19 protein-coding genes and 1 pseudogene are annotated in these 22,592 nt (G+C 70.8%); 7 read left to right on the plus strand and 13 right to left on the minus strand.

The features are described 5' to 3' along the window. A pseudogene (locus AC068D_RS35240) lies at nucleotides 1-241 on the plus strand (glycosyltransferase); the annotation flags it as partial. 168 nt (nucleotides 242-409) lie between these two features. Here AC068D_RS35240 and AC068D_RS35245 read toward each other — a convergent pair. Beyond that, a complete protein-coding gene (locus AC068D_RS35245) occupies nucleotides 410-1,204 on the minus strand; it encodes a YqjF family protein (RefSeq protein ID WP_478827230.1) in 795 nt (264 codons plus the stop codon). Nucleotides 1,205-1,318: 114 nt separating this feature from the next. Between AC068D_RS35245 and AC068D_RS35250 the strand changes: the two genes are divergently transcribed. Together AC068D_RS35250 and AC068D_RS35255 are read left to right on the plus strand one after the other, a co-directional pair. Then, on the plus strand, nucleotides 1,319-2,104 hold the full coding sequence (locus AC068D_RS35250) for a uracil-DNA glycosylase (protein WP_478827231.1): 786 nt from the start codon (nucleotides 1,319-1,321) through the stop codon (nucleotides 2,102-2,104). Nucleotides 2,105-2,394: 290 nt separating this feature from the next. Beyond that, entirely contained in the window at nucleotides 2,395-4,389 is a 1,995-nt protein-coding gene (locus AC068D_RS35255) for an ABC transporter ATP-binding protein (RefSeq protein ID WP_478827232.1), read from the plus strand. Nucleotides 4,390-4,505: 116 nt separating this feature from the next. On the opposite strand, the gene AC068D_RS35260 is transcribed toward AC068D_RS35255, so the two are convergent. Both AC068D_RS35260 and AC068D_RS35265 read right to left on the minus strand, forming a co-directional pair. Further along, nucleotides 4,506-6,665 (minus strand): DUF1996 domain-containing protein, encoded by a 2,160-nt coding sequence (locus tag AC068D_RS35260; RefSeq protein WP_478827233.1) that lies wholly within the window; start codon nucleotides 6,663-6,665, stop codon nucleotides 4,506-4,508. A 179-nt stretch (nucleotides 6,666-6,844) separates the two neighbouring features. Beyond that, nucleotides 6,845-7,237, minus strand: coding sequence for a DUF2267 domain-containing protein (locus tag AC068D_RS35265; protein ID WP_478827234.1), 393 nt, complete (start codon nucleotides 7,235-7,237; stop codon nucleotides 6,845-6,847). A gap of 322 nt (nucleotides 7,238-7,559) precedes the next feature. Between AC068D_RS35265 and AC068D_RS35270 the strand changes: the two genes are divergently transcribed. Beyond that, the gene (locus AC068D_RS35270; protein WP_478827235.1) at nucleotides 7,560-8,183 is read left to right on the plus strand and encodes an RNA polymerase sigma factor; all 624 of its coding nucleotides are present in this window, start codon (nucleotides 7,560-7,562) and stop codon (nucleotides 8,181-8,183) included. Between the two features lie 83 nt (nucleotides 8,184-8,266). On the opposite strand, the gene AC068D_RS35275 is transcribed toward AC068D_RS35270, so the two are convergent. From AC068D_RS35275 to alr, 5 genes are all read right to left on the minus strand, one after another. Continuing rightward, nucleotides 8,267-9,262, minus strand: a complete 996-nt coding sequence (locus tag AC068D_RS35275; protein ID WP_478827236.1) for a MerR family transcriptional regulator — start codon at nucleotides 9,260-9,262, stop codon at nucleotides 8,267-8,269. Nucleotides 9,263-9,401: 139 nt separating this feature from the next. Continuing rightward, entirely contained in the window at nucleotides 9,402-10,775 is a 1,374-nt protein-coding gene (locus AC068D_RS35280) for a cryptochrome/photolyase family protein (protein WP_478827237.1), read from the minus strand. A 76-nt stretch (nucleotides 10,776-10,851) separates the two neighbouring features. Further along, nucleotides 10,852-12,423, minus strand: coding sequence for an SDR family oxidoreductase (locus tag AC068D_RS35285; RefSeq protein ID WP_478827238.1), 1,572 nt, complete (start codon nucleotides 12,421-12,423; stop codon nucleotides 10,852-10,854). A 280-nt stretch (nucleotides 12,424-12,703) separates the two neighbouring features. Then, nucleotides 12,704-12,859 (minus strand): DUF6131 family protein, encoded by a 156-nt coding sequence (locus tag AC068D_RS35290; RefSeq protein ID WP_478827239.1) that lies wholly within the window; start codon nucleotides 12,857-12,859, stop codon nucleotides 12,704-12,706. A 1,167-nt stretch (nucleotides 12,860-14,026) separates the two neighbouring features. Next, entirely contained in the window at nucleotides 14,027-15,208 is a 1,182-nt protein-coding gene (alr, locus tag AC068D_RS35295; protein ID WP_478827240.1) for an alanine racemase, read from the minus strand. A gap of 379 nt (nucleotides 15,209-15,587) precedes the next feature. On the opposite strand from alr, the gene AC068D_RS35300 reads away from it, so the two are divergent. Next, entirely contained in the window at nucleotides 15,588-15,869 is a 282-nt protein-coding gene (locus tag AC068D_RS35300; RefSeq protein ID WP_478827241.1) for a hypothetical protein, read from the plus strand. A gap of 125 nt (nucleotides 15,870-15,994) precedes the next feature. On the opposite strand, the gene AC068D_RS35305 is transcribed toward AC068D_RS35300, so the two are convergent. From AC068D_RS35305 to AC068D_RS35315, 3 genes are all read right to left on the minus strand, one after another. Then, the gene (locus AC068D_RS35305) at nucleotides 15,995-16,360 is read right to left on the minus strand and encodes a hypothetical protein (RefSeq protein WP_478827242.1); all 366 of its coding nucleotides are present in this window, start codon (nucleotides 16,358-16,360) and stop codon (nucleotides 15,995-15,997) included. A gap of 305 nt (nucleotides 16,361-16,665) precedes the next feature. Continuing rightward, the gene (locus AC068D_RS35310) at nucleotides 16,666-17,487 is read right to left on the minus strand and encodes an SDR family NAD(P)-dependent oxidoreductase (RefSeq protein ID WP_478827243.1); all 822 of its coding nucleotides are present in this window, start codon (nucleotides 17,485-17,487) and stop codon (nucleotides 16,666-16,668) included. Further along, entirely contained in the window at nucleotides 17,484-18,491 is a 1,008-nt protein-coding gene (locus tag AC068D_RS35315) for an NADP-dependent oxidoreductase (protein ID WP_478827244.1), read from the minus strand. Before AC068D_RS35315 ends, AC068D_RS35310 begins: the two co-directional genes overlap by 4 nt. 575 nt (nucleotides 18,492-19,066) lie before the next feature. Between AC068D_RS35315 and AC068D_RS35320 the strand changes: the two genes are divergently transcribed. Both AC068D_RS35320 and AC068D_RS35325 read left to right on the plus strand, forming a co-directional pair. Further along, complete coding sequence (locus AC068D_RS35320; protein ID WP_478827245.1) at nucleotides 19,067-19,750, plus strand: DJ-1/PfpI family protein; 684 nt, start codon at nucleotides 19,067-19,069, stop codon at nucleotides 19,748-19,750. Between the two features lie 58 nt (nucleotides 19,751-19,808). Continuing rightward, on the plus strand, nucleotides 19,809-20,111 hold the full coding sequence (locus tag AC068D_RS35325) for a hypothetical protein (RefSeq protein WP_478827256.1): 303 nt from the start codon (nucleotides 19,809-19,811) through the stop codon (nucleotides 20,109-20,111). A gap of 271 nt (nucleotides 20,112-20,382) precedes the next feature. On the opposite strand, the gene AC068D_RS35330 is transcribed toward AC068D_RS35325, so the two are convergent. Together AC068D_RS35330 and AC068D_RS35335 are read right to left on the minus strand one after the other, a co-directional pair. Next, nucleotides 20,383-21,609: an amino acid aminotransferase gene (locus AC068D_RS35330; protein WP_478827246.1), complete on the minus strand. Its 1,227-nt coding sequence runs from the start codon at nucleotides 21,607-21,609 to the stop codon at nucleotides 20,383-20,385. Then, the gene (locus AC068D_RS35335) at nucleotides 21,602-22,582 is read right to left on the minus strand and encodes a DMT family transporter (protein WP_478827247.1); all 981 of its coding nucleotides are present in this window, start codon (nucleotides 22,580-22,582) and stop codon (nucleotides 21,602-21,604) included. Before AC068D_RS35335 ends, AC068D_RS35330 begins: the two co-directional genes overlap by 8 nt. Between the last annotated feature and the right edge of the window lie 10 nt (nucleotides 22,583-22,592).

Consider the following 22,592-nt stretch of genomic DNA (forward strand, 5'->3'; position numbering starts at 1 on the left):
CCAACTCGCCACCCTCGGCATCATCGGCGAATACGTCGGCCGGATCTACCACGAATCCAAACGACGCCCCCACTACGTCGTGCGAGAGACCGACGAGTCCGCATCGATCCGCTCTGACAGCCTGTCACCGCCGCTGCCGCGCGACCCGATGCGCTCGCCGGCCGACGGTGCCGGCGGCTCACCGTACGAGTACGCCGAGAGCGGGGGCGCGCACCACGGTTCCCCACCCGGAACCGGCTGAGAGCCCGGACGCACACGGTGCCGCCCGGAGCCCGGTCGGCAGCCGCTGCCGGGAGTTCGACGAACGTGTCGGTCACCGTGGCGTCCATGGGCCCGGTGTGCACCCGCGCGCACCACCACGGCGGCGACGGACTCCGGCCGCAGGATCCGATCCGGCTCCGTGTGCCGGTCAGGGCGTGGGGATGCCGCCGGGGCGGGCGGGGCGTCCGAAGCGCACCGCCACGCCGGGGGAGTACAGCACGCTCATGGGCTCACCGAGCGGCACCGGAAGCCCTGCGGCCCTGGTGAGTTCCTCGTCGCACTCGATGAGTTCGGCCCGGTGCAACGGCCACTGGGGGTGGGTGTTCGGGAGGTACATCGGACGTCCGAACGACGCGGTGTGCATGCCCCAGCGGGCCGTGAGGAATTGCTCGAGGCCGGTGGGCTCCTGGATCCGTTCGCCCGGACGGACGGTGATCCGGCTGCCGGCACCGCGGGGCCCCGGCCAACGACGGGTGCTGGTGTACGTGACGGTGTCGCCGTTGCGGCGGATGGTCATCCGGGACCAGAGGTACGGCAGTCGGAAGGCTGCGCGCCCGACGGCGACGGGTATGAGACGGGCGGCGTCGAGCGAACGGAAGACGACCCCGCGTCGGCCGTGGTCATCGACCGAGTAGAGCCGGACGTTGGTCTCGGGGAACGTGCCCAGGTAGGGCATGCCCGGGAGACGGAACCATCCGACGCGGTGCATGCGAAAAGGAACGAGGCCCACGTATGTGGCCCCGTCGAACGTGTCGGGAACGGTGCCGGCCGGCAGCAGATGAGCCACGTCCGCGGGGTCCACGGCCCAGTGCAGGAAGGTCAGGTCGAGCCATGACTGTGTGAGGAGCGGATTCTCCGTGGAAGGTGGCGGCTCGGCGGAGATCGGCTCGGGAGCGGGCGGGACGGGGGAGGACGGTGTCCGAGTCTGCGGAGGCACAGGCATGGCGCAAGCATGCCAGCAGCCGTCTCCACAGGGACCGCCGGCCAGGGCCGTGGGGTGCACGGCTCCGCCCCCGCTGCGGAGTCGGACACACGAGGGCTTCAGTAGTGTGGGGGTATGGCGGGACCGGAAGAGCCGGGCCAGGTGCCGGCCGCCGATGGACCGGATTTCGCGGCCTATCACGCGGCCCGCTGCACCAGCCTGGGCGAGGTGGATTCCCTGGTGACCGGCTGCCGGGCGTGCCCGCGTCTCGTGGCCTGGCGGGAAGAGGTCGCCAGGGTCGGACGCGCCTCGTTCCAGGACTGGGAGTACTGGGGCCGGCCGGTGGCCGGATTCGGGCCGTCGGACGCGGCCATGGCTGTGGTGGGGCTCGCGCCCGCCGCTCATGGAGCCAACAGAACGGGACGGATGTTCACCGGGGACGCCTCCGGCGACTTCCTCGTCAGCGCGCTCCACGCCGTCGGTCTCGCCTCTCGGCCGACGTCCACGCATGCCGGGGACGGGCTCACTTTGCGCGGAGTGCGACTCACCGCGCCCGTGCACTGCGCTCCCCCGCAGAACCGGCCCACCACCCTGGAGAGGGACACGTGCCGGCCCTGGCTGTCGTCCGAGCTGAAACTGCTCAGTCCTCATCTGCGTGCCGTGGTGGCGCTCGGAGGCTTCGGCTGGCGGGCTCTCCTGCCCGCGCTCGACGCCGGGGGCCGGCAGACGCCCCGCCCCCGTCCCGCCTTCCGGCACGGCGCTCATGTCGTCCTCCCGGCTGCAGACCACCCCCACCCGCTGCATCTCCTCGGTTGCTACCACCCGAGCCAACGCAACACGTTCACCGGGCGGCTCACCTTCACCATGATCGTCGAGGTACTCGGTCATGCCGCTGAACTGGCGGGGCTGCAGCCGTCGTGAACCGTGGCCGCCCCTGCGTCGGTCCGCCCCTCACCATCGGCTGCGGTCCGCAGCACCCTTCGGGTGCGGAAGCGACCGAATTCCACCCAACTGGCCCTGTATTCCTTAACATTGACGGAGACCGGTGCCTTCGGGCGCGGTGTACCAGCGGCGTGTTTCCGACATCACTCGAGGAGAAGCCCTGAACCCGTCCCCGTGCCCTCCGCCGGCCGTCATGTGCTCGACGTCCCACTGCGCGGAAACAGGTGTCCACCGCTCCGACCGGCGCACGATGACGGGGACGGTGTGACGTGAAGCGGTTCTTCGGCCGGGTACGGATGACCGAGCCGGCGGTCTCGGAGGCGGAGCGGGAACTCTTCGGGGGGCCGCTGCGGTACGACATGGGCTGGTCCGAGCACGAACGCTCCCGGCTGGACCTGACCATGGTCACGGCGATCCGGGCCATGCCCCGGCTGGTGTTCGGGACACTGCGCCGAGCATGGCGGGCGGACCGGCCGTCGCTGCTGGGAGTGGGGATCAGCGAGGTCGGGCAGGGCATCGCCGCGGCGGTGGGTCTGCTGGCGGTCAATGCCGTGATGCACGCGCTGTTGGGGTCCGGCGCCCCGGCCGACCGATTACGCACGGCTCTGCCCGCCCTGATCACCGTCGCGGGTGTCGCAGTGATCAACGCCGGGCTCGCCGGCTGGTCCACCTCCCGGGCAGGACGCCTGGAACCACTGGTCGAGCGGATGGCCACGACCGAGTACCTGGCGGCTGCGACGGCGGTGGAACTGGAGGCGATCGAGGACCCGGCGTTCCGTCGTCTGATCGACGTGGCGCAGTACGGGGCCGCTTCCGCCCGGCGCATGATCGGGGCCTGTGTCGCCGCCCTCAACGGCACGATCGCCCTGATCGCCACGGCCGGGGTGCTCGCCGTTCTGCACCCGGCGCTGCTGCCCATGCTGCTGCTCATCGCCGCCCCGCGCGGGTGGGGCGCCATGCGCGTGGCGCAGGAGCGGTATGTGTCGGTGATGACCTGGGTCGAGCATGTGCGGGCCAGCCGCCTGATCGGCAATCTCCTGACCGAGCGCAGCGCGGCACAGGAGGTGCGGATCCATGCGGTCGGTGCGTTCCTGCTCGACCGCTACCGCGACATGGCCGAGAGCGCCGAAGCCGAGCAGAGACGCCTCGCCGACGACAAGGCCGCCACCGAACTGGTGGCCGCCGCGCTCTCCGGCTTCGCGGTCGCCTGCACCTATGCGGTGATGGGCTGGCTGATCGTGGCCGGGCACATGGAGCTGGCGGTGGCCGGAACCGCGGTGATCGCCGTCCGGTCCGGATCCGCGAGCCTGGGGGCACTGGTGATGAACATCAACCAGTTGCACGAGGAGTCGTTGTACGTCCAGGACCACGACCGCTTCCTCGCCGCGGCGGCCTTGCGCGCCATTCCCCGTTCGGGAACCGGCGTGCCCGACCGGGTGGACGAGATCGGGTTGGAGAAGGTCTCCTACCGGTACCCGGACCGCGACGAGCCCGCGCTGGACGAGGTGTCCCTCTCCGTGCCGATGGGGTCCGTGATCGCCGTGGTCGGAGAGAACGGCTCGGGCAAGAGCACGCTGATGAAGATCCTTGCCGGGCTGCTGCTCCCGCAGAGCGGCCGCGTGTCCTGGGGTGGTGTGGAGGTGGCCGATCTCGACCGCACACAGGTCTTCGAGCGGGTCTCCCTGCTCACACAGGACTTCCACCGCTGGCCGGTGACCGCCGCGATGAACATCCGGATCGGCCGTCCCCGTCGCGCGGCCACCCACGAGGAGCTGGAGCCCTCGATCGGCCATGCGGGCGCGTCGCCGCTGATCGGGAAACTGCCGCACGGACTGGGGACGTTGCTGGCCCGGATGTTCCGTGGGGCATCGGAGATCAGTGGCGGTGAGTGGCAGAAGATCGGCCTGGCCCGCACCCACTGGCGCATCAGGACCTGCCGGGGCGACGGCGTCCTGATCGTCGACGAACCGACTTCCGCGCTCGACCCCGAGGCGGAGATCGAGGCCTTCGACCGCATCCGTGCCCTCGCCGGTCCCCACCTGGCCGTCGTCCTGGTCACCCACCGCATGTCGGGGGTGCGCCACGCGGACACCATCTACGTCCTGCACCAGGGCCGCATGGTGGAGCACGGCAGCCACGACGAGCTGATCGAGGCCGACGGGCGCTACGCCGCGATGTTCCGCACCCAGGCCGCCCAGTACGCCCCGGCGAGCCGCCCCGGCATCCCGCGCCCCGGAACGCCAAGGGTCCCGAAGCGCTCATGAGCCCGAGCGGCATCGCCTGCTCGGGCCCGAGGCCCCGGCGCCGGGGCCTCGTTGCGCACCGCGGCCCTGGTCGGGCCCGCGGTGCGGGCCCGACCAGGGCCGGAGGAGAACTGACGTCACCGTCGGCGGACGGCCCCGCCACGGTTGCGCGTCCGGAGAAGAACGACACCTGCGATCAGCAGCACGGCTCCGACCGCGGAGGGCCACAGCTGAGCGCCGGTGTTGGCAAGTCCGCCCTGTCCCGCCTGTACGGTCTGGGACTTGCTGCCGCCGTCGGGCGCCGGGTTGTTGTTGCCGGCGTCCGGCGTGTTCGGCGCCTCGGGCTGGCCGGCACCGCCGGACCCCTTCGCGATCTTCGGCTGGTCCGCGCCACCCGCGCCGTCACCGGACTGCTGGTCCTGGCCGCCGTCACCGGGCTGCTGGTCCTGACCGCCATCGCCGGGCTGCTGGTCCTGACCACCGTCACCGGACTGCTGGTCCTGACCACCGTCACCGGGCTGCTCCTCCTGACCGCCATCACCAGGCTGCTCCTCCTGGCCGCCATCACCAGGCTGCTGGTCCTGACCACCGTCACCAGGCTGCTCGTCCTGACCGCCATCACCAGGCTGCTGGTCCTGACCACCGTCACCAGGCTGCTCGTCCTGACCGCCATCACCAGGCTGCTGGTCCTGACCGCCATCACCAGGCTGCTGGTCCTGACCACCGTCACCAGGCTGCTGGTCCTGACCACCATCGCCCGGAGCGCCGTTGTCGCCGGGGCCGCACTCGCGGCCTTCGTTGATGCAACCCACCAGCTCCTGCATCAGGTCGTCATCGAAGACGTTGATGAAGTCGCCGTGGTCGGTGACCGGCTTGTGCAACTGCTCCGGGAAGGAGTCGACCGCGAACACGCTGGGGTTGGCCCCGTCGAAGACCGGCGGCGGGACGTCGTACACGATGCGCTGCACCAGCTGCGGGATGGCCTTGAACCCGTTCTGGCACTGCCCGTTCTGGTCGGCGAACGCGACGTGCGTGCGGTGGTTCGCACTGTCGGTGTTCTGACCGTCCCAGCAGCTCTGGAACTTGAAGCTGCGTACGACCTTGCTGCCCTGCGGGCAGACGGGGTACTTGTCCTTCAGCTGCCGGTCCTCGAATCCCGTGCAGCTCCAGGACGCGTTGGCGTTCGCATTGCCGTTGACGAACGCCTTGGCGTCGCCGGTGATGATCCGCAGGAAGCGCGGCATCGCGGTGACCTTGCCGACCGGGCTTCCGACGAAGTTCAGCGTGACTTCGGACGGGGTCTGGATCTCGCCGACGTTCTTGTCCTTGCCGCCGCCGTCGGCCTGGGCGTCGTTCTCGTCCTGTCCGTTCTGCACGCGCAGCACCGGCCAGTAGTAGGTCGACTTGTCACCCTGGTCGCGGCATGTGGTGGCGCCGTTGGCGAGGTCGTCGTCGCTGGCGAAGGCGTCATTGGCCTGGTTGCCGACGTAGTCGTGCATATGGTGCGCACCATTGCTCACACCGGGCGCGACGATCACATTGTCCGGGTTGAACTTGCCGTTCTGGTTCGTTCCGCAGTCCGTGGCGAACGTACCCCGGGAGGCGTCCTGACCTTGGTTGGGGTTCTGGACGTTCGGCTGCACGGACTGGATGTCGACGAAGTCGGAAGCCTCGGGGCCATTGCCCGCCTGGCCGCCCTGGTCCTGCCCGCCGCCCTCGTTCTGGCCGTCGCCCTGGCCCTGGTTGTCGCCCTGGTCCTGGCCGCCGTCCTGGCCCTGGTTGTCGCCCTGGTCCTGGCCGTCGCCCCCGCCGTCCGCGTCGTCCACTTGCAGAGCGCAAGGGGCCATGGAGTCAAGCCCGTCGGGACGCTCACCCGACTTGCGGCTGATGGCTCCGGCGATGCGGTCGATGCTCGCGGTGCGCTTGCTCTTCAGCGGCTCGAGGACGGCGTTCTCGGCCCACTTCGGGTCCTGCTCCACCTGCTCCTTCTCCTCGGCGAACCGCTTGTACGCCTCGGTGATCTGGGTGTCCAGAGCAGCCAGCTCGCGGTCGACCTCCGGCCTGGCGCCTTCCGGCACCTCGGGCAGCCCGTTGGCGACCTCGGGGCACTTGATGGTGGAAGCGGATGCGGCCGCGCTCCGCGTCTCGTTCCCCCCATCCGACCAGGGCATCCGGCCTTCGCCGGCAGAGGCAATGGAGTTGAAGGCGATGAGACCGCCCCCGCCCAGCATGAGCGCGACCGAGGCGGCAACCAGTCTTTTGCCCTTCTTGGGGCGTCTCCGCGCTGCGTTTCTCAAGGGAACTCCTAGCTTCGTTGCCGGTCGGCCGTGACCGTGCGCCGCGTGAGGGAGCTGCGCGGGGCTACATACGCAGGAGAGCCGCGGAGTGTTCAATGCGGTCGGGAAATTGGTGCCAACCTCCGGCGCCCAAAGGCCCCGAGACCGTTTCCAGGTTCGCCCTCAGGGCCCCATCCCGCTCACACCGGCTCCGTTCGTCCGAACAACCCGGCATGGCCCGGCGGGAGTTGCGTGAGGATGCGGCGCAGCAAGGCGTCGTCGGCCGACTCGGCGACAATGCCCAGCACAGCCGTCACATCGCGCCGGGCTTCGCCGAAGTCACCGTGGGCACGGGCCGCGACCGCCTCGATGAAGCCCCGGGGCGTCAGAGGTTCACTGGCCGGTTCGCCGTCGGTCAGCAGGGGGCTGCACTGATGGGGCAGCAGACGGGCGAGATCACGACGGTCGTCGCCCACGAGATGTGCCCCCAGCACGTCCAGGACGATCTCGAGGGCCCGGGCGGCTTCCCCCCGCAGGGCGTAGCGTCCCCGTTCCTGGACCTGATCAAGCATCGCTTCCAATGGGCTGTTCATCACCGCTCCTTACCGTGGCCGTCCCGCTGGGCCGGGACCGGCCAGTGCAGCCGGCCACTGAACGTGATGGTCCGGCTACCCGTGACGCCACTCGGTAATCACCCGCTGCGTTCGCGTGCCCCCTGATGGCCCATCGGGGCGGAGGGCCCGCTGCCCCGGGGTTCGATGCAGAAACGGTGCAAGTTGTCAGCCGTGTCCGGCCCGGCCCAGTGTGGTGCTGGGCGCAGAACCCGCCCGGGCACGGTGCGCCTGACGTACCCGTCACGGGATCGTGTCCGGAACCATCCAGCCGGGCCACGGCCTGGTGCGAGGAGCCGTGATCATGGTGCTTGCAGGATCCGGGACCTCCCAGCCCCTGACCGCGGCGCCGGAACCAGGTCGTCCCCGGTCGCGGTCCGGGCGGAGCCACGACGACGAACTGCTGGCCGCCGGTTTCGTCGAGGGTGGCGAACGGTGCCTGGACGCGGTGTATCGCCGCTGGGGTCCACTCGTGTACACCCTCGCGAGAAGGTCACTGGGCGACGAGAGGGAGGCGGAAGACGTGACCCAACAGGTCTTTCTCGCCGCATGGCGCGGCCGCCACGGCTATCGGCCCGGTCGTGGCGGTATGGCCGGCTGGCTCGTCGGCATCACCCGGCACAAGATCGCGGACGCTCTCGCCGAGCGTGCCCGGCGCAGCGAACTGGTGGCCGCGGCGGCCGGCGCCCGTCATACGGTGGCGTCCTCGCCTGCCGGCGCCGGGGAGCCCGAGCAGGCACTGGACCGGGTCCTGGTGCTGCGTGAGCTCGAAAGGCTCCCGTCCGCCCAGCAGCACGTGGTCCGCCTGGCCTTCTACGCCGACTTGAGCCAGACGCAGATCGCGGCACGGACCGGACTTCCGCTCGGAACGGTGAAGAGTCATATGCGCCGCGCGTTGCACGCCCTTCGCCGCTCGCTGCTGGCCTGACCGGGTCAGCACCCGGGCTGACGGGGACGGTGGTCCGCCGCGAGCCTCTTCGTGCACTCGGAGCACCCGGACTCCTCGCGTACTCAGGCTTCGAGGCGTGCCGCGATGATGTCGACGGCGGTGCGCAGACCGTGCAGCCGCATCGTCCCGGGAAGCGACGCCCCGGCCCAGCCCGGCCCTGCGAGGAGGAGGGAGGGGTGACTCCTCGCCCCCCGAAGGCCCCATTCCATGCCCGAGACGAAGGCGACCAGCGCGCGATCGGCGGTCGACCGCGACTGGGCCCACAGCACCACCGCGGAGGGGCCGAGACGGCGTACCGACTCGTACAGCGCCTCCGACGGCAGAGCGGCGCCGAACATCCTTGCGGGCAGGCCGCGTTCACCGAGCGCACAGGCAAGGGCTTCCATGGGCAGAGTGTGCATTTCGCCGGGTACACAGGCGAGCAGCACGGGCGGTGCGTCCGCGATGTCACGCGCCGGCCGCACACGGCGCAGCGCCGAGGAGACGTACCACGACAGCAGATGCTCGACCTCGACGTAACGCTCCCCCGACGACGCCCACTTGCGGCCGACGGCATGCAATGCCGGTGCGACGACCTCTTCCCACGCGGTGACGAGGCCGTACTCGGCCAGGACCGCGTCCAGCAGCCTCTCGACCGCGGGTGCGTCGAGGCGCACGGCTGCACGGGCCAGCCCCCGGCACTCCCGACGTACCTCCCCGAGCGGCAGGGCGTGGGGCCCGCCGGGTGAACGGGAGGCGGGTGGCGCCGTGCCCCGGCCGGAGGACGGCGTCCCCCGGGACGCGGCGGCAGCCCGCAGGGCCGCTCGTGCCGCTTCGCCGGGCGGGACTCCCTGGGCGGTGAGCCGGCACATCTCCTCCAGCCTGGCGATGTCCGCGGGGGTCCAGCGGCGGTGTCTGCCGTCCTCGCGGACGGCGGGACCGATCGCGTAGCGTCGCTCCCAGGAGCGCAGCGTTGTCGGCGCCACCCCCAGCCTCCGGGCGACGGCTCCCGTGCTGAGAGAAGCGGCGCCGTCGTGCGCGGGAACGCCGTCGGGCTGGTCGGCTTTCACCCGGTCCATGCTACGACGCTGAATCGCTGCAAGCCGGTCCCTGCCCTCGGCCGGGACCGTCACTCCGTGCTCGCGAGAAGCCCGCGAGCCGCTCGCGTCCCGAGACCGTCGCTCCGCCGGTGTCGTGAGCCGCTGCGGCCCGGCTCGGTCAGTCGATGCCACGGCCGCGCTTGAACCGCGCCAGCCCGTCGGCGAGGTCGACGACCGGGTCCGGGTAGTCGTACCGGGCGCGGTCGAGGCCCCGGAGCTTCCAGGGTTCGTGGACGGCGGGCCCTTCGAGCCCCGCGAGTTCGGGCACCCAGCGGTGCACATACGCGCCGTCCGGGTCGTACCGCCTTCCCTGGCGCACCGGGTTGAGGACCCGGTTCGGCCGGGTGTCGGTGCCGGTCCCGGCCACCCACTGCCAGTTGAGCTGGTTGTTCGCGAGGTCCCCGTCGACCAGCAGCTCAAGGAAGTGCGCGGCGCCGATGCGCCAGTCCACGTAGAGCGTCTTGGCCAGGAAGCTCGCCGTCAGCAGTCTGCCGCGGTTGTGCATCCAGCCCTCGTGGTGCAACTGGCGCATGGCGGCGTCGATCACCGGATAGCCCGTACGGCCGTCCTTCCACGCGTCGATCTCGTCCCCGGCGCCGCTGTCGGAGCGCCAGTGATCGTGCCGGGCGCGGTAGTCGCGGCCGGCGGAGCCGGGCCGGGCGGCAAGCACCTGATGGTGGAAGTCGCGCCAGCACACCTGCCGTACGAACGCCTGGGCTCCCGGGCCGCCCACCGAGCGCGCGCGGTGGACGAGTTCGGCCGGCGAGAGCGTACCGAAGTGCAGATGCGGAGAGAGTTTCGAGGTCGCGTCACCGGCGAGGTCGTCGTGAACGTCCTCGTAGTGCCCGATGCCGTCCCGTAGCCACACCTCGAGCCGCTTGCGCCCTTCGCTCTCCCCGCCGGCCATGAGGCCCGGGGAGACCCCCCGGACGTCCGCGCGGGAAGGGAGCCGCTCGGAGCTCACGGTGCCGGGTACGCGGATCCTGCGCGGCACGCCGATGGTGCCCCGGATCTCCTCCTGCGACCAGCGGCGGAAGTACGGGGTGAAGACGGCGAAATGGTCCGAGCCGGAGGGGGCGACAGCCCCGGGGGCCAGTGCGGTGACCACGGCGTCGTGGACATGGAGCCTCCGGCCCTCCCGCTCCAGGCCCTGACGCAGCCGCGCCTCACGGGCCTGGGCGTAGGAGCTGACGCCGGCCGCCATGTGCACCGTGCCGGCGTCCGCCTCCTGCGCCACCTCACATGTCCTGTCGACGACATCGCCGGAGCGAACGACGAGACGGCCGCCCCGTTCACGCAGCCCCTTGTCGAGATCGGCGAGGCAGTCGGCGAGGAAGGCATCGCGGTTCGGGGCGGAGAACCCGGTGGACGCGATGCCGTCGTCCCTGACGAACAGGGGCACGACCTGGTCGCATGCGGCGAGCGCCGTGTGCAGCGGCGGATGGTCGTGCAGGCGCAGGTCGGAGGTGAACAGGACCACTGCGGTGCTCATATGACTCCCGGGGCGTGTTCTCGTCGATGCTCCTGCCCTGTGGTTCGGTGGATGTGCGGCTGCCGGATGCGCAGGGTCAGCGCGCATCCGCGCTCTCGGCGTCGTGGTTCTCCTGGTCTTCGCCGTCTCCCCGGCCGTTCCGGGCCTCGGGCCGCAGCGCGGCCCGGGCGATGTTGCGGGCCATGCCGCCGAACACGACGGTGTGGAAGGGCGACACACTCCACCAGTAGAGATGACCGAGCAGCCCGTGCGGGTGGAACAACGCGCGCTGGCGGTATCGGGACCGGCCGTCCCCGTCCGGGTCGGCGTACATCTCCAGCCAGGCGAGCCCCGGCAGCCGCATCTCGGCGCGCAGCCTCAGCAGCCTGCCGGGCTGGATCTCCTCGACCCGCCAGAAGTCCAGCGAGTCCCCGACGCGCAGATGGGCGGCATCCCTGCGGCCACGGCGCAGGCCGACGCCTCCCACCAGCCGGTCCAGCCAGCCGCGCACCGCCCATGCGAGCGGGAAGGAGTACCAGCCGTTGTCCCCGCCGATCCCCTCGATGACCCGCCACAGTGCCGCGGGCGAGGCTTCGACCCGGAGCGCTCGCCGGTCGGAGTAGAGACTGCCGCCCGCCCAGTCGGGGTCCGTGGGCAGGGGATCGCTGGGAGCACCCGGCAGGGATGCCGACGACCAGCGGGTGGTGACCTGGGCGTCGCGAACGCGCTGAAGCGCCAGGGTGAGAGCCAGGTCGAGGCCGAACGGCGCCCCGGCCGGATCGGGAACATACCGGCCGATGTCGTGCTCGCTGCAGACGACCTCGTGGCGCAGTGACTCGGCGAGCGGGCGGGCGAGGGATGGGGGAACCGGCGTGACCAGTCCGATCCATTGGCTGGAGAGACGGGGGGTGAGCATCGGCACACGCACGATGATGCGGCGCGGAAGACCGGCCACGGACGCGTACCGCTGCATCATCTGCTCGTACGTCACGACGTCCGGCCCGCCGATGTCGAAGGTCCGGTTCACGTCGTCGGGCATCTGCGCACTGCCCACGAGATATCTCAGCACGTCCCGCACGGCGATCGGCTGGATACGGGTGCTGACCCAGCTCGGGGTGACCATGACCGGCAGTCGCTCGGTGAGATACCGCAGCATCTCGAAGGAAGCGGAGCCGGAGCCGATGATGACGGCGGCACGGAGCACGGTGGCAGGTACGTCCGACCGGAGGAAGGTCTCCCCCACCTCGGCGCGGGAGCGCAGATGGGGGGACAGTTCTCGGTCCGCGACCCCGGCCGGGGTCAGCCCGCCCAGATAGACGATCCGCCGTACGCCGGCGGCTCGGGCCCGGTTCGCGAAGACCTGGGCGGCCTCACGGTCGGTCTCCTCGAAGCCGCGGCCGGAGCGCAGCGCATGCACCAGGTAATAGGCGACGTCGACGCCTCGCAGTGCAGTCCCGACCGAAGCCGGATCGGTGACGTCCCCGCGCACCACCTCCGCACGACCCGCCCAGGGATGGTCGCGCAGCTTCTCCGGGGAACGGGCCATGCACCGCACCCGGTGTCCCGCGTCCAGCAGCTCCGGCACCAGCCTGCCGCCGATGTAGCCCGAGGCTCCGGTGACCAGGCAGCGCAGGCCCGGCGTGCCGCGACGGTCACTCGGTCCGCCCATGGAACCCTCCGATCCGAACGGAGCACCTGCTCCACGCTGCCACCTTGCCCCCTGCGCATGCCTTCCGCTCAACGGAGTCCGGCGGATGCAGTGCGATGGACTCGGGTCCGTGCCGGGGGCGGTGGAGGACGGTCGCACCATGAAGAAGGGGCGCCCCATGAGGCGCCCCTTGTCCGTGTGCCGCACGGTCGGCGTCGCACGGGTCGGTGCCGCACGGTCCGTGTACGCACGCCGTCGTGGCGGTCCCCCGGCCGCCGCGTCACCGGTGCTCAGCCGGTGCTCAGTAGTAGTGCCGACGACCGCCGACCGCGTGGCCCACGGCGCCGAGCACCCAGAGAACCAGCCCGATCACGACGAGGATGATGCCGATGGTCCAGAGCACACCGATTCCGGCCACAGCACCGATGATGAGCAGAACGAGCCCGAGGATGATCATTTCATTCCTCCGTTCATGGAGTGCTCCCATAGACGCGACTCCCCACTCCGGACCGCGGCAAACAGTCCGCCGCTTTCGAGGGCTGTGAGCTCGTCTTCCCGGTTTTCCCTGTGCCTTCGGACGTACAGGGAGTGCCTTCGGGACGACAGGGGCGATCGATCATCCTGGACTGCGGCGGAGCGGGACGCATCACGCCGCCCGAGGTCCGGCTGCAGGAATTGCATGATGCACACGAGTGCACCCCGTTCGAATCGACCCGCCTTCGGCCTCCGGGTGGGCGGATCCTCCGCACGGATCATGCACACGGCGGTGACGAGAGCCTCCGGGGACGCGTGGGTACCGGGCGGGCTGGGTCAACGGGGCGCAGTCCGGAGCGCCCGACAGGGTCTCCGCCGGGATGGCGTCAAGTCCCTTGCGCAACAAGGCTGCTGCCTCGTCGGGCTCGGGACCTGCGGCGTCATCGTGCACCTGGTCGTCCGACGCAACTTCGCCTGCGCCGCTCGCGCAGAGCCCGCAGGAGCCGCGCGGGGAACGGTCCGACGAACGGAGCCCGACGAACGGGATCGCGGTCCTCGCGGCCCAGTGCCCGCGGATGACGCCGGGTTTCCTCGGCCGCCGGGCGCGTCCTGACGCCACCGGCTCCGCAGCCGCGGGCGCAGTGCCACCGCATCCCGTTGCCCTCGCTGCGAAAGCGAAATCGGTGTCCGAAGAAGCGGCAGCGCAGCATGCAGCACATGCTAAGCGGAGCACAGCGCTCCGGGCGGCGCGTGCTCTCCGACACGGAGATTCCCGCGTGGAGGTCGGCCCTCCCCCGGGCCCGGCGGAGGGTCCCGACGTCAAAGACCCCCTGCCCCGGCAGCGGGAAGGCGGGGGAGCGTTCCTCGGTCGACTTCCGCGGTCGGCACCTCCGGTCGGCGCACGTCCCCTCCCCCGGCGGCTGTCCGCAGCCACCGGGTCGGCATCGGTCCGGCACGTGCGTTCCAACGCGCCCACTTCGTGCCGACACCCGCTCCGCCGCACGGCAACTCATGTACGGCAGCGGGCTCTTGGGCAAGGGCTGTGAACAGCGCTTGTGAACCCGGAAGACGCCCCCGTTGTACGGGATCGGCCCGAAGCTCCGCCGCCGACGGCCCACAACCGCCATGACGATGACATCCGCCGTGCAGCTCAGCCGGCCGAACCACCCACGTAGCGGCGCGGCACCCTGGGGCCGATCCGGGTGACGATCTCGTACGAGATGGTGCCGCAGGCCCGGGCCCAGTCCTCGGCCGTCGGCTCCCCGCGCCCGCCCGGGCCGAACAGCCGTACCTCCGTGCCGGGCTCCACGAGGTTCCCGCCGAGGTCGACGGTGAACTGGTCCATCGCGACTCCTCCCGCCACCCGGAGGGTTTTGCCGCCGATCTGGACCGACGCCGTGTTACCGGCCTGCCGGGGCACCCCGTCGCCGTAGCCGACGGGGACCAGGCCCAGAGTCGTCGGACCTTGGGTGGTGTACCGGTGGCCGTAGCCGACTCCGTGACCACCGGGCACACGCTTCACCAGTGCCAGCCGGGCGGTCAGCGACATCACGGGGCGCAGACCGAAGTCCGCGGGGCGGCCGACCTCCGGCACGGGGGACAGCCCGTACGTGGCAAGGCCGCAGCGGACGAGGTCGTAATGCGTCTGCGGCAGCAGGAGCGTGGCCGGGGAGTTGGCCAGGTGCCTCACCTCGGGGCGCACCCCTGCCCGCCCCGCGTGCTCCAGCGCCTGCGCGAAGGAGGCCAGTTGGGCCTGGACCGACGGGTGTCCGGGTTCGTCGGCGGCGGCGAGGTGCGACCAGAGGCCCACCACGTCGATCAGGCCTTCCGACTGGGCGCTCAGCGCGGCGTCGACCAGGTCCGGCCATGCGTGCGCCGGGCAGCCGTTGCGGCCGAGACCTGTGTCCACCTTCAGATGGACGCGACCGGGGACGCCCGTGGCACGGACCGCCGCCAGCAGCTCGTCCAGGGCCCGAACATCGCTCACCGAGACGTCAACGGCTGCGCGCAACGCCCTCTCCCATGGCCCACCAGGAGTCCACAACCAGCACAGCACGCGCGCCTGCTCGGGACCGATTCCCGCGGCGCGCAGCGCCAGTGCCTCTTCCGGAGTCGCAGTGCCCAGCCACCCCACCCCCGCGGCGACCGCCTCACGGGCGCAGCGCACCGCACCGTGGCCGTAGGCGTCCGCCTTCACCACGGCCATGAATTCCGGACCGTCGCAACGCGCCCGCAGTGCGGCGAGGTTCTCCCGATAGGCGCCCAGGTCGATCGTCGCCTCCGCCCGGTCGTCCTGGATGAGAGCGGTCGTCCCGGTGCTCTTCACAGTCATGGCGCCTCGTTCTCCGGACCGGGTGTGGAACGGTGCAGTCCGTCTGTTCGGGATCCGCCTGCGCTCGGTCCTCCGAGCGCTTCGGGAGTTCTGTGATGTGAGCGGCAGTGTTACGGGTGGCGAGCCTGGCCGTCAAGGCTGACGATCAAAGGATTCTCAGGGGAATTTCCGATCAGGCCCTATGGAGTCATAAGCAAAGAAGGCCAAGAACCTATGGTTCGATGGAGTTGCATGAGCATACCGAGGGCGGCGACCCCCAGCAGGTCCAGATGGCGGAGCTTCCTGTGGAGTGCCTGCCGCGCCGGTGTGCATCCGTCCACCTGCCCCATGGCCCCCACCGACGGGGGCGCGCTCCTCCGCAGCGGCATACCGTCGGACCATGAGCCAGATCATCGTTGTGCACGAGTTCGACAAGGCGATGTCGGCGTCCGGTCCTGCGGGCATTCCGGCAGCCGAGAACCGGCCGGTCCGCCGCGTCCACGCAGCACCTGCCGCACCCGGGGATCCGACCGTCCCCGGCCCTCGGACCATCTGCGGCAAGGACACATTCGCCATGGAAGTGGCGGCCTGGCAGCCTTCCGAGCATCCCGGCTCGCCGTGGCACGGCCCGGAACACACGGAACGCATCTGCGACGACTGTGATCTCGCGATGCAGACCTGACGGCAAACCCGAGTGACGCCGCGCCGTCGCTCCGCCGACACCTCGCCCGCCATGGCGCGTTGCCGGCACCCGCTCGACGTCGGCGTCGTCGGTGGCAGTGGCGGTGGCGGTGGCGGTGGTGGTGATCAGGCAGCGGAGTCCGCTTCGCGCCGTCCCCCGAGCGGGTTCGTGCAGCGGCCGCCGGCCGTCCGCCATCCGAGCGGAAAGGTCCTCTGCGGACGCCCTGCACCCGGCTCGGCCAGAGGGACACGCGGGGCCTTGGCCCTCCAGCGCTGGAGTGCGCTACGGCCGCTGCTGCGCAGCTGCGACGGGCAGACCCGGCCGCGCTGGCCCCCGCTGGTGATGAGGGCGTTCACCGGTGACAACGGGTCCGCGCCGAGCTGCTTCGCCACCAGAACGCCCACCATCAGCGGGAGCAGGGCCGCGGCCAGGGCGGTACCCGTGGTGGTGACCTGACGCATGCGCGGACTGCGGGGAGCTTCGGGATTCATGGCTCCCATTCGAACAGCCCTGACGCAGCGGGGAATCGTACGACGTACTCAGCTCGAACGTCCTCATGTACTCAAACGCGGTGTCAGGTCCCACACGGCACTCGCTTGCCCCTGGGGGCGAGGGCGTACCCCTGTCGGCCGCGGGACGAGAGAGGGTACGGGAGCGTCCCACGGGATGAACCTCAGCCGCCCCCACCGCTGTTGGCGCACCCGCCTGGCCGGCCGGCAGACGCGGGAACCGGGCGGCGGGTCCGTGCCGCCCCCGGCACGCGGCGTCTGCCGGCACGAAGTGCCGGGTCGTGGTCTCAGGCGTTCGCAGGCCTTGCGGGCGCCGGGACATTTCGGAAGCGGAACGGCTCCGGCTCCCGGCCGGCCTGGATGAACCAGCACTCGCCGGTGCCGTAGCCGGTGACGATCCGCACCACCGTGTCGGCCACCGCCTCCGCCGGGATGACCGGCACGCCCTGCTCGGAGAGCATGTCGCGCAGCGGGTCGATGATCCGCGACTCGGCGAATCCCGGGCAGAGCGCGTTGAAGCGGATGTGCTCGGGTGCGAGAGCCGGACCCAGGGAACGGGCCAGGCCCACCACGGCGTGCTTGTTGGCCGCGTAGAGGGGGTCGAGCGGCACCGCAGCCAGGCCCGCCAAGGACGCGGTGGCCACGATCGACCCGCCCCCGCGGGCCCGCATCGCGGGCAGCACGGCGTGGGTGCCGAAGACGACACCGTCGAGGTTGGCCCCCATCGCACGGCGGTATCGCGCGAGATCGAAGTCGTCACCGACTCCGCACCCCGTCGCCACGCCCGCGTTGAGGAACGCGATGTCGACCCCGCCGCAGCGCTCCACGGTGAAGTCCACCAGTGCCCGGTCGGCTTCGAGGTCGGCCACGTCGCAGGCTCGGAAGTGGCCGCCGACGAGGTCCGCCACCTCCTTGCCCCCTTGCGCATCGAGGTCGGCGACGACCACCTCGGCGCCGGCCGCTGCCAGCGCCAGCGCGGTGCTGCGGCCCAGTCCGCTCGCACCGCCGGTGACGATCGCGACCTTGCCGCGCAGCGGGGCGTCCCCGTCGGCCTTCCCTGCCGTGTGCTCTTCCTCCGGGGCGGTCGCCCCGTTCGCAGCGGCGGTCATGCCAGTTCCAGGACGAGCTTGCCGACGTTGTCGCCACGGAACAGCATCTGCAACGTCTCGGGGAAGTCGTCCACAGTGCCCTTGACCACGTGTTCCTTGACGGTGATACGACCGTCCCCGATCCAGCCGGAGATCTCCTTCGCGGCCTGCGCATAGCGCTTGGCGTAGTCGAAGACCACGAACCCCTCCATGCGTGCGCGCCGTACGAGCAGGGAGAGGTAGTTCGAAGGGCCGCTGACCGGAGTCGCGTTGTTGTACTGGCTGATCGCGCCGCAGATCACGACCCTCGCGTGCATCGCCAGCCGGGTGAGTGCCGCGTCCAGGATGTCCCCTCCGACGTTGTCGAAGTAGACGTCGATGCCGTCCGGGGTCTGGTCGCGCAGTGCGCGCTTGACGTCGCCGGCCCGATAGTCGATCGCCGCGTCGAACCCGAGTTCGTCCGTGAGCAGCGCGCACTTCTCCGGCCCGCCCGCGATGCCAACGACCCGACAGCCCTTCGCCTTGGCGATCTGGCCGACGAGGGTGCCGACCGCACCGGCCGCTCCGGAAACCACGACGGTTTCCCCCTCCTTCAGCGCGCCGACGTCCAGCAGGCCGAAGTACGCCGTCATCCCCGGCATTCCGAGGGCGCCGAGATACGTCGACGGCGGCGCCAGCGAGGTGTCGATCTTCAGGGCGCCCTTGCCGTCGGAGACGACGTGCTCCTGGACGCCGAAGGTGCCGACGACATGGTCACCGGGCTGGAAACCGGGGTGCTGGGAGGCGGTGACCTCGATGACCGACCCCGCGCGCATCACCTCGCCGATCCCCACGGGCGGCAGATAGGAGGGGCGGTCGTCGAGCCATCCCCGCATGGCGGGGTCCAGCGAGATGACGCGTGTCCGGCCCGCGAACCGGCCGGGGCCGGGCTCCTCGACGGGTGCGGAGTGATGCTCCCAATCCTCGGGTTGAACCATGCCCGAAGGGCGAGCGGCCAGACGGATCTGGCGGTTGGTCGCAGACATGAGGCCTCCTGTAGGTCACCTACCGACAGCGACCATACCGACCAGTAGGTACGCTGGCGATCGTGAGATGCACCACACCTCACCCCGGATGGCGGGTGAGCAGCTCCGGCACGCCGTCGCCCCGTCGCGGAGGGCCGGCTCCGCCACTCCTGCCGGGCTCGAGCACCGGACGGACGGAACCGTGCACCCGGACCCCCGCCGAGGCAGTCACCAATGAAACCCCGGGTCGTCGACTCGTACGACGAGGGAGCGCACAGCACCGGAGTCGTCGCCCTCCAGCCGGGCGCGGGCGAAGGGGCATCGGCACGCAGCTGACGGGTGTGCACGGACGGGCAGCCAGGGAGCTGCAATCGGAAGGGAACGCAGAAGGCTCGCACCATCGACGAAACGGTCGGCAGGTAAGCCCTCGGCGGGCTGCGGCGCCCCGGGAACCCCGGACCCCGAAGCAGGAACTGCTCACGGGTTCTCGCTCACGATGTGGCGCTTTTCCGTTGACAGTTGTCAGTTACGCCACTGGGGGACGGGGAACCGGCTGATTACGTTGGGCGCATCCCCAACGCCCTCGAGGAGTGCTCATGCTCGCCCAAATCGTCCTGTTCGACGGATTCGATCCGCTCGATGCCATCGCCCCCTACGAGGTGCTGTACGCAGGAGGCGTCGCCTCGGACGGGATGGTGAGCGTGGAACTGGTCTCCGCCGAGGGGCCACGCGACGTGGTCAGCGGCACCGGAGGTCTGGTCCTGCGCGCCACGTCCACCCTCGATCCGGAGCGGGCAGACCTCATCGTGCTGCCGGGCGCTTCGGGCCGCGTCGGTGAGCCGGGAGAGGTCCCCGACGACGCCACGGGCGAACCGGGGCAGGACGAACTCATCCCGGTGCTGCTGGGCCGCACTCTGCAGACCGGCCTGCCCTCCCTGCTCAAGGACGCGATGGACCGCCCCGGGGTGACCGTCGGTGCGGTGTGCGGCGGGTCCCTCGTACTGGCCATGGCAGGCCTCTTGGAAGGTCGCCATGCCACGACCCATCACCTGGGCCTGGACATGCTGGATGCCACCGGCGTAACTGCGGTGCGCGCACGGGTGGTCGACGACGGCGACCTCGTCACCGGCGCAGGCGTCACCTCCGGCCTCGACCTCGGCCTGTACCTACTGGAACGTGAGGTCGGGCCACGGATCGCCCACGCCGTTGAGGAACTGTTCGCCCATGAGCGTCGCGGAGTCGTCTGGCGCAACCGGGGGCCGCAGCCGTCCGCCCTGTGAACGACCGCACCGCTTCCCCGCCACCGCACTGCCCCAACACCGTGAGGAACTCTCTCGTATATCCGTCGAAGGCACCTGGGACCTGAACATCTCCACACCCGTCGGCAAGCTCAGGACGGTCCTGGACCTCCACCCGGCCGACGACGGCACACTGACCGGAAGCGCCCACGGCGCCGGAGAGGAGGTGCCCCTGAACGACGTCGTCCAGGACGGCAGCCGTCTCACCTGGAGCCAGTCGATCACCAAGCCGCTGCGCCTGGACCTCGCCTTCTCCATGACGGTCGACGGCGACACGATGGCGGGAACGTCCAAGGCCGGCCGCCTGCCTGCGTCCAAGGTCACGGGCCGACGCCGCACCTGAACCGGGAACCCCCGGCAGGGGGTTGACGCGCACCCGGAGCGGCGTGCGCTTCCCGGGCTGCTGCCGCACGGTTGCCGGCACGTACGCCACGATGCCGTCGCCGCCCGATCCATCAGGCCCCGACAACGGCGCTCTCCGTCCCGGGCGTCACACGCACACGTCCGTCCGGTCGACGCCGGGGGTCACCATGCCGAACCCGGGACCCCCGATCGCGCTCCGAGGAGATCGGCGAGCGGCGGCGGGGGAAATCCACCGCCCGGCCACCCACTCCTCAACGCGTCGCCGGGGCGGTCGACGGCACGGCGGCCGTGTCCACGGTTCCGCACACCGCGGCGATCCCCTGCGCCAGGTACGGGATCCGGTGCGCCGGAATTCCCGCGATGTTGATGCGTCCCGAAGCTGTGCCGTAGATGGCGAACTGCCTGCGCAGCCGGCGCATGCTGTCCGGCATGAGCGGCAGCATCGAGAACATGCCCTTCTGCCGCGCGAGCGACTCCGCCTCGGCGCCACAGCCCAGCGCGTCGAGGTGCCCGACCAGATCCGACCGGTTGGCCGTGATCCGGTTGCGCATGACCTCGAGCTCGGCCCGCCACGAGGTCCGCAGATCCGTGTCCTCGAGGATGGTGGCGACTATGGCGGCGCCGTGCTCCGGCGGCATCGAGTACAAGGTTCGTGCGGCGTTCTGCAATGCCGTTTCCACGTGGCGCAGTGCCTGCCGCGTCGACCCGAGGACGATCGCGCAGCCGGTGCGGTCGCTGTAGAGGCCGAAGTTCTTGGAACAGCTGACGGCGATCAGCATCTCCGGAAGCCGGTCGGCCAGCATCCGGGTGGCCGACAGGTCGGCCTCGAGCCCGTCGCCGAGACCGTGGTAGGCCAGGTCGATGAAGGGCACCCAGCCGTTCGTCGCGGCGAGCTCGGCCAGCGCCTCCCAGGTCTCGGGAGAGGGGTCGACCCCTGTGGGGTTGTGACAGCAGCCCTGGAGAAGGACGACGTCGTCGCGTCCGGCGGCACGCAGGTCGTCGAGAATCCCCGCCGCGTCGGGGAATCTCTCGGAGTCGAGCCCGCCGTACGTCCGGACCTTCAGACCGGCCGCCTGAAGGATGGGCCGGTGGTTGACGTAGGCGGGGTCACTGATCCACACCGTCGCACCCGGGCGGGTCTGGCGCACCAGGTCGGCGAGCAGCCGCAGGGCTCCGGTGCCTGCCACGGTCTGAACGGCCGTGGCCCGTTCGGTACGGGCCTCGGTCCCCAGCACCATCGACAGCATGGCCCGGTTGAAAGCGGTGTTGCCGGAGAGTCCGCGGTACTCCTTGGAGGCGGAGAGTCCCGCCAGGCGAATCTCGGCCTCCTTGACCGCCGACATGACCGGTGTGGTCCCCGTGTGGTCCCGGTACACACCGAGGACGAGGTTCAGACGCTCCGGGCGCGTGTCGGCTGCGAACTCGGCAGCAAGATCCCACAGCGGGTCGACCGGCGGAGGAGCGAGAAGTTCAAGCATCTGCGGAAACCTTGGATCGGGGGCGTCGATTGGCGAGGACGACGCCGACGGTGATGAGAGGGACGCCGACCACGACGGGCAGGGTCGGCGACTCGTCCAGAAGGGGGATGGCGAGCAGGACGACGGCGACCGGACTGAGGCTGCCGACGACCGAGCAACGCTGCGGTCCCAGCCGCCGGATGGCGAACGCGTACAGCAGACCGGCACACAGACCGACGCCCAGACCCTGGACGACGAGGAACAGTACGAGATCTCCACCGGTCGCCCGGGCGAGGTTGGTCGGCAGGACGCCGGTCAGGACCAGGACCGCGATGGCGGCGAACGACGGAAGGCACAGCAGCCCTATGGATCCGACGGGGTCGAGGTCCACTTCCCGCAGCCCCACCGTGTACAGGGCCCACAGCCCACTCGCGACGAGCAGGATGCCCGAACCGAGGAGGACGTCCCTGTCCAGCACGACGGTGTAGCGACAGACCAGTGCGACGACTCCGGCGACGATCAGCACCAGCCCTGCCGTCTGCGTCCCCCGCGGAGCACTGCGCCCACTCGCGACAAGAAGTGCGGAGACGAACAGCGGGACCATCCCGGGGACGATCGCACCGACGAAGGCCGCCGACGTCAGGGACCCGCCGTGCATCGCAGCGAGAAAGAACGGCACCCCCGCGCCGCAAATGATCTTGGCGGCGGGGCCCGGCCGTACAGCGGTCAGCCGGCGCCGGCGCCGGCGCCGCCACAGGGCAGGCGCCAGAACCACGAGGGGCACGCCGAACCGCAGCAGGGCTGCGTCGGCGGGCAGCAGGGTGGAGGCGCTGAGCGCGCGGGCGCTGAGCGCGAACGCGGCCCAGATCGCCACGGTCATCAGCAACGCCAGCGTGCCCGCCGCCTGCGGAGAGAGTCCGTTCCCGGCGGCACGGAGCGCAGGTGGTGCGCTCCCCGCCCCAGGGGGCGCTGCGGCTGTGTTCGTCGCGGCCACCAAAGATTCC

The sequence above is a fragment of the Streptomyces sp. NPDC043861 genome, assembly GCF_056435905.1.

What these genes read in the sequence shown, in the direction of transcription:
- AC068D_RS35245 (WP_478827230.1), bottom strand. Translation starts at nt 1,204, where the DNA reads ATGCCTGTGCCTCCGCAGACTCGGACACCGTCCTCCCCCGTCCCGCCC.
- AC068D_RS35250 (WP_478827231.1), top strand. Translation starts at nt 1,319, where the DNA reads ATGGCGGGACCGGAAGAGCCGGGCCAGGTGCCGGCCGCCGATGGACCG.
- AC068D_RS35265 (WP_478827234.1), bottom strand. Translation starts at nt 7,237, where the DNA reads ATGAACAGCCCATTGGAAGCGATGCTTGATCAGGTCCAGGAACGGGGA.
- AC068D_RS35270 (WP_478827235.1), top strand. Translation starts at nt 7,560, where the DNA reads ATGGTGCTTGCAGGATCCGGGACCTCCCAGCCCCTGACCGCGGCGCCG.
- AC068D_RS35275 (WP_478827236.1), bottom strand. Translation starts at nt 9,262, where the DNA reads ATGGACCGGGTGAAAGCCGACCAGCCCGACGGCGTTCCCGCGCACGAC.
- AC068D_RS35280 (WP_478827237.1), bottom strand. Translation starts at nt 10,775, where the DNA reads ATGAGCACCGCAGTGGTCCTGTTCACCTCCGACCTGCGCCTGCACGAC.
- AC068D_RS35285 (WP_478827238.1), bottom strand. Translation starts at nt 12,423, where the DNA reads ATGGGCGGACCGAGTGACCGTCGCGGCACGCCGGGCCTGCGCTGCCTG.
- AC068D_RS35290 (WP_478827239.1), bottom strand. Translation starts at nt 12,859, where the DNA reads ATGATCATCCTCGGGCTCGTTCTGCTCATCATCGGTGCTGTGGCCGGA.
- alr (WP_478827240.1), bottom strand. Translation starts at nt 15,208, where the DNA reads ATGACTGTGAAGAGCACCGGGACGACCGCTCTCATCCAGGACGACCGG.
- AC068D_RS35300 (WP_478827241.1), top strand. Translation starts at nt 15,588, where the DNA reads ATGAGCCAGATCATCGTTGTGCACGAGTTCGACAAGGCGATGTCGGCG.
- AC068D_RS35305 (WP_478827242.1), bottom strand. Translation starts at nt 16,360, where the DNA reads ATGAATCCCGAAGCTCCCCGCAGTCCGCGCATGCGTCAGGTCACCACC.
- AC068D_RS35310 (WP_478827243.1), bottom strand. Translation starts at nt 17,487, where the DNA reads ATGACCGCCGCTGCGAACGGGGCGACCGCCCCGGAGGAAGAGCACACG.
- AC068D_RS35315 (WP_478827244.1), bottom strand. Translation starts at nt 18,491, where the DNA reads ATGTCTGCGACCAACCGCCAGATCCGTCTGGCCGCTCGCCCTTCGGGC.
- AC068D_RS35320 (WP_478827245.1), top strand. Translation starts at nt 19,067, where the DNA reads ATGCTCGCCCAAATCGTCCTGTTCGACGGATTCGATCCGCTCGATGCC.
- AC068D_RS35330 (WP_478827246.1), bottom strand. Translation starts at nt 21,609, where the DNA reads ATGCTTGAACTTCTCGCTCCTCCGCCGGTCGACCCGCTGTGGGATCTT.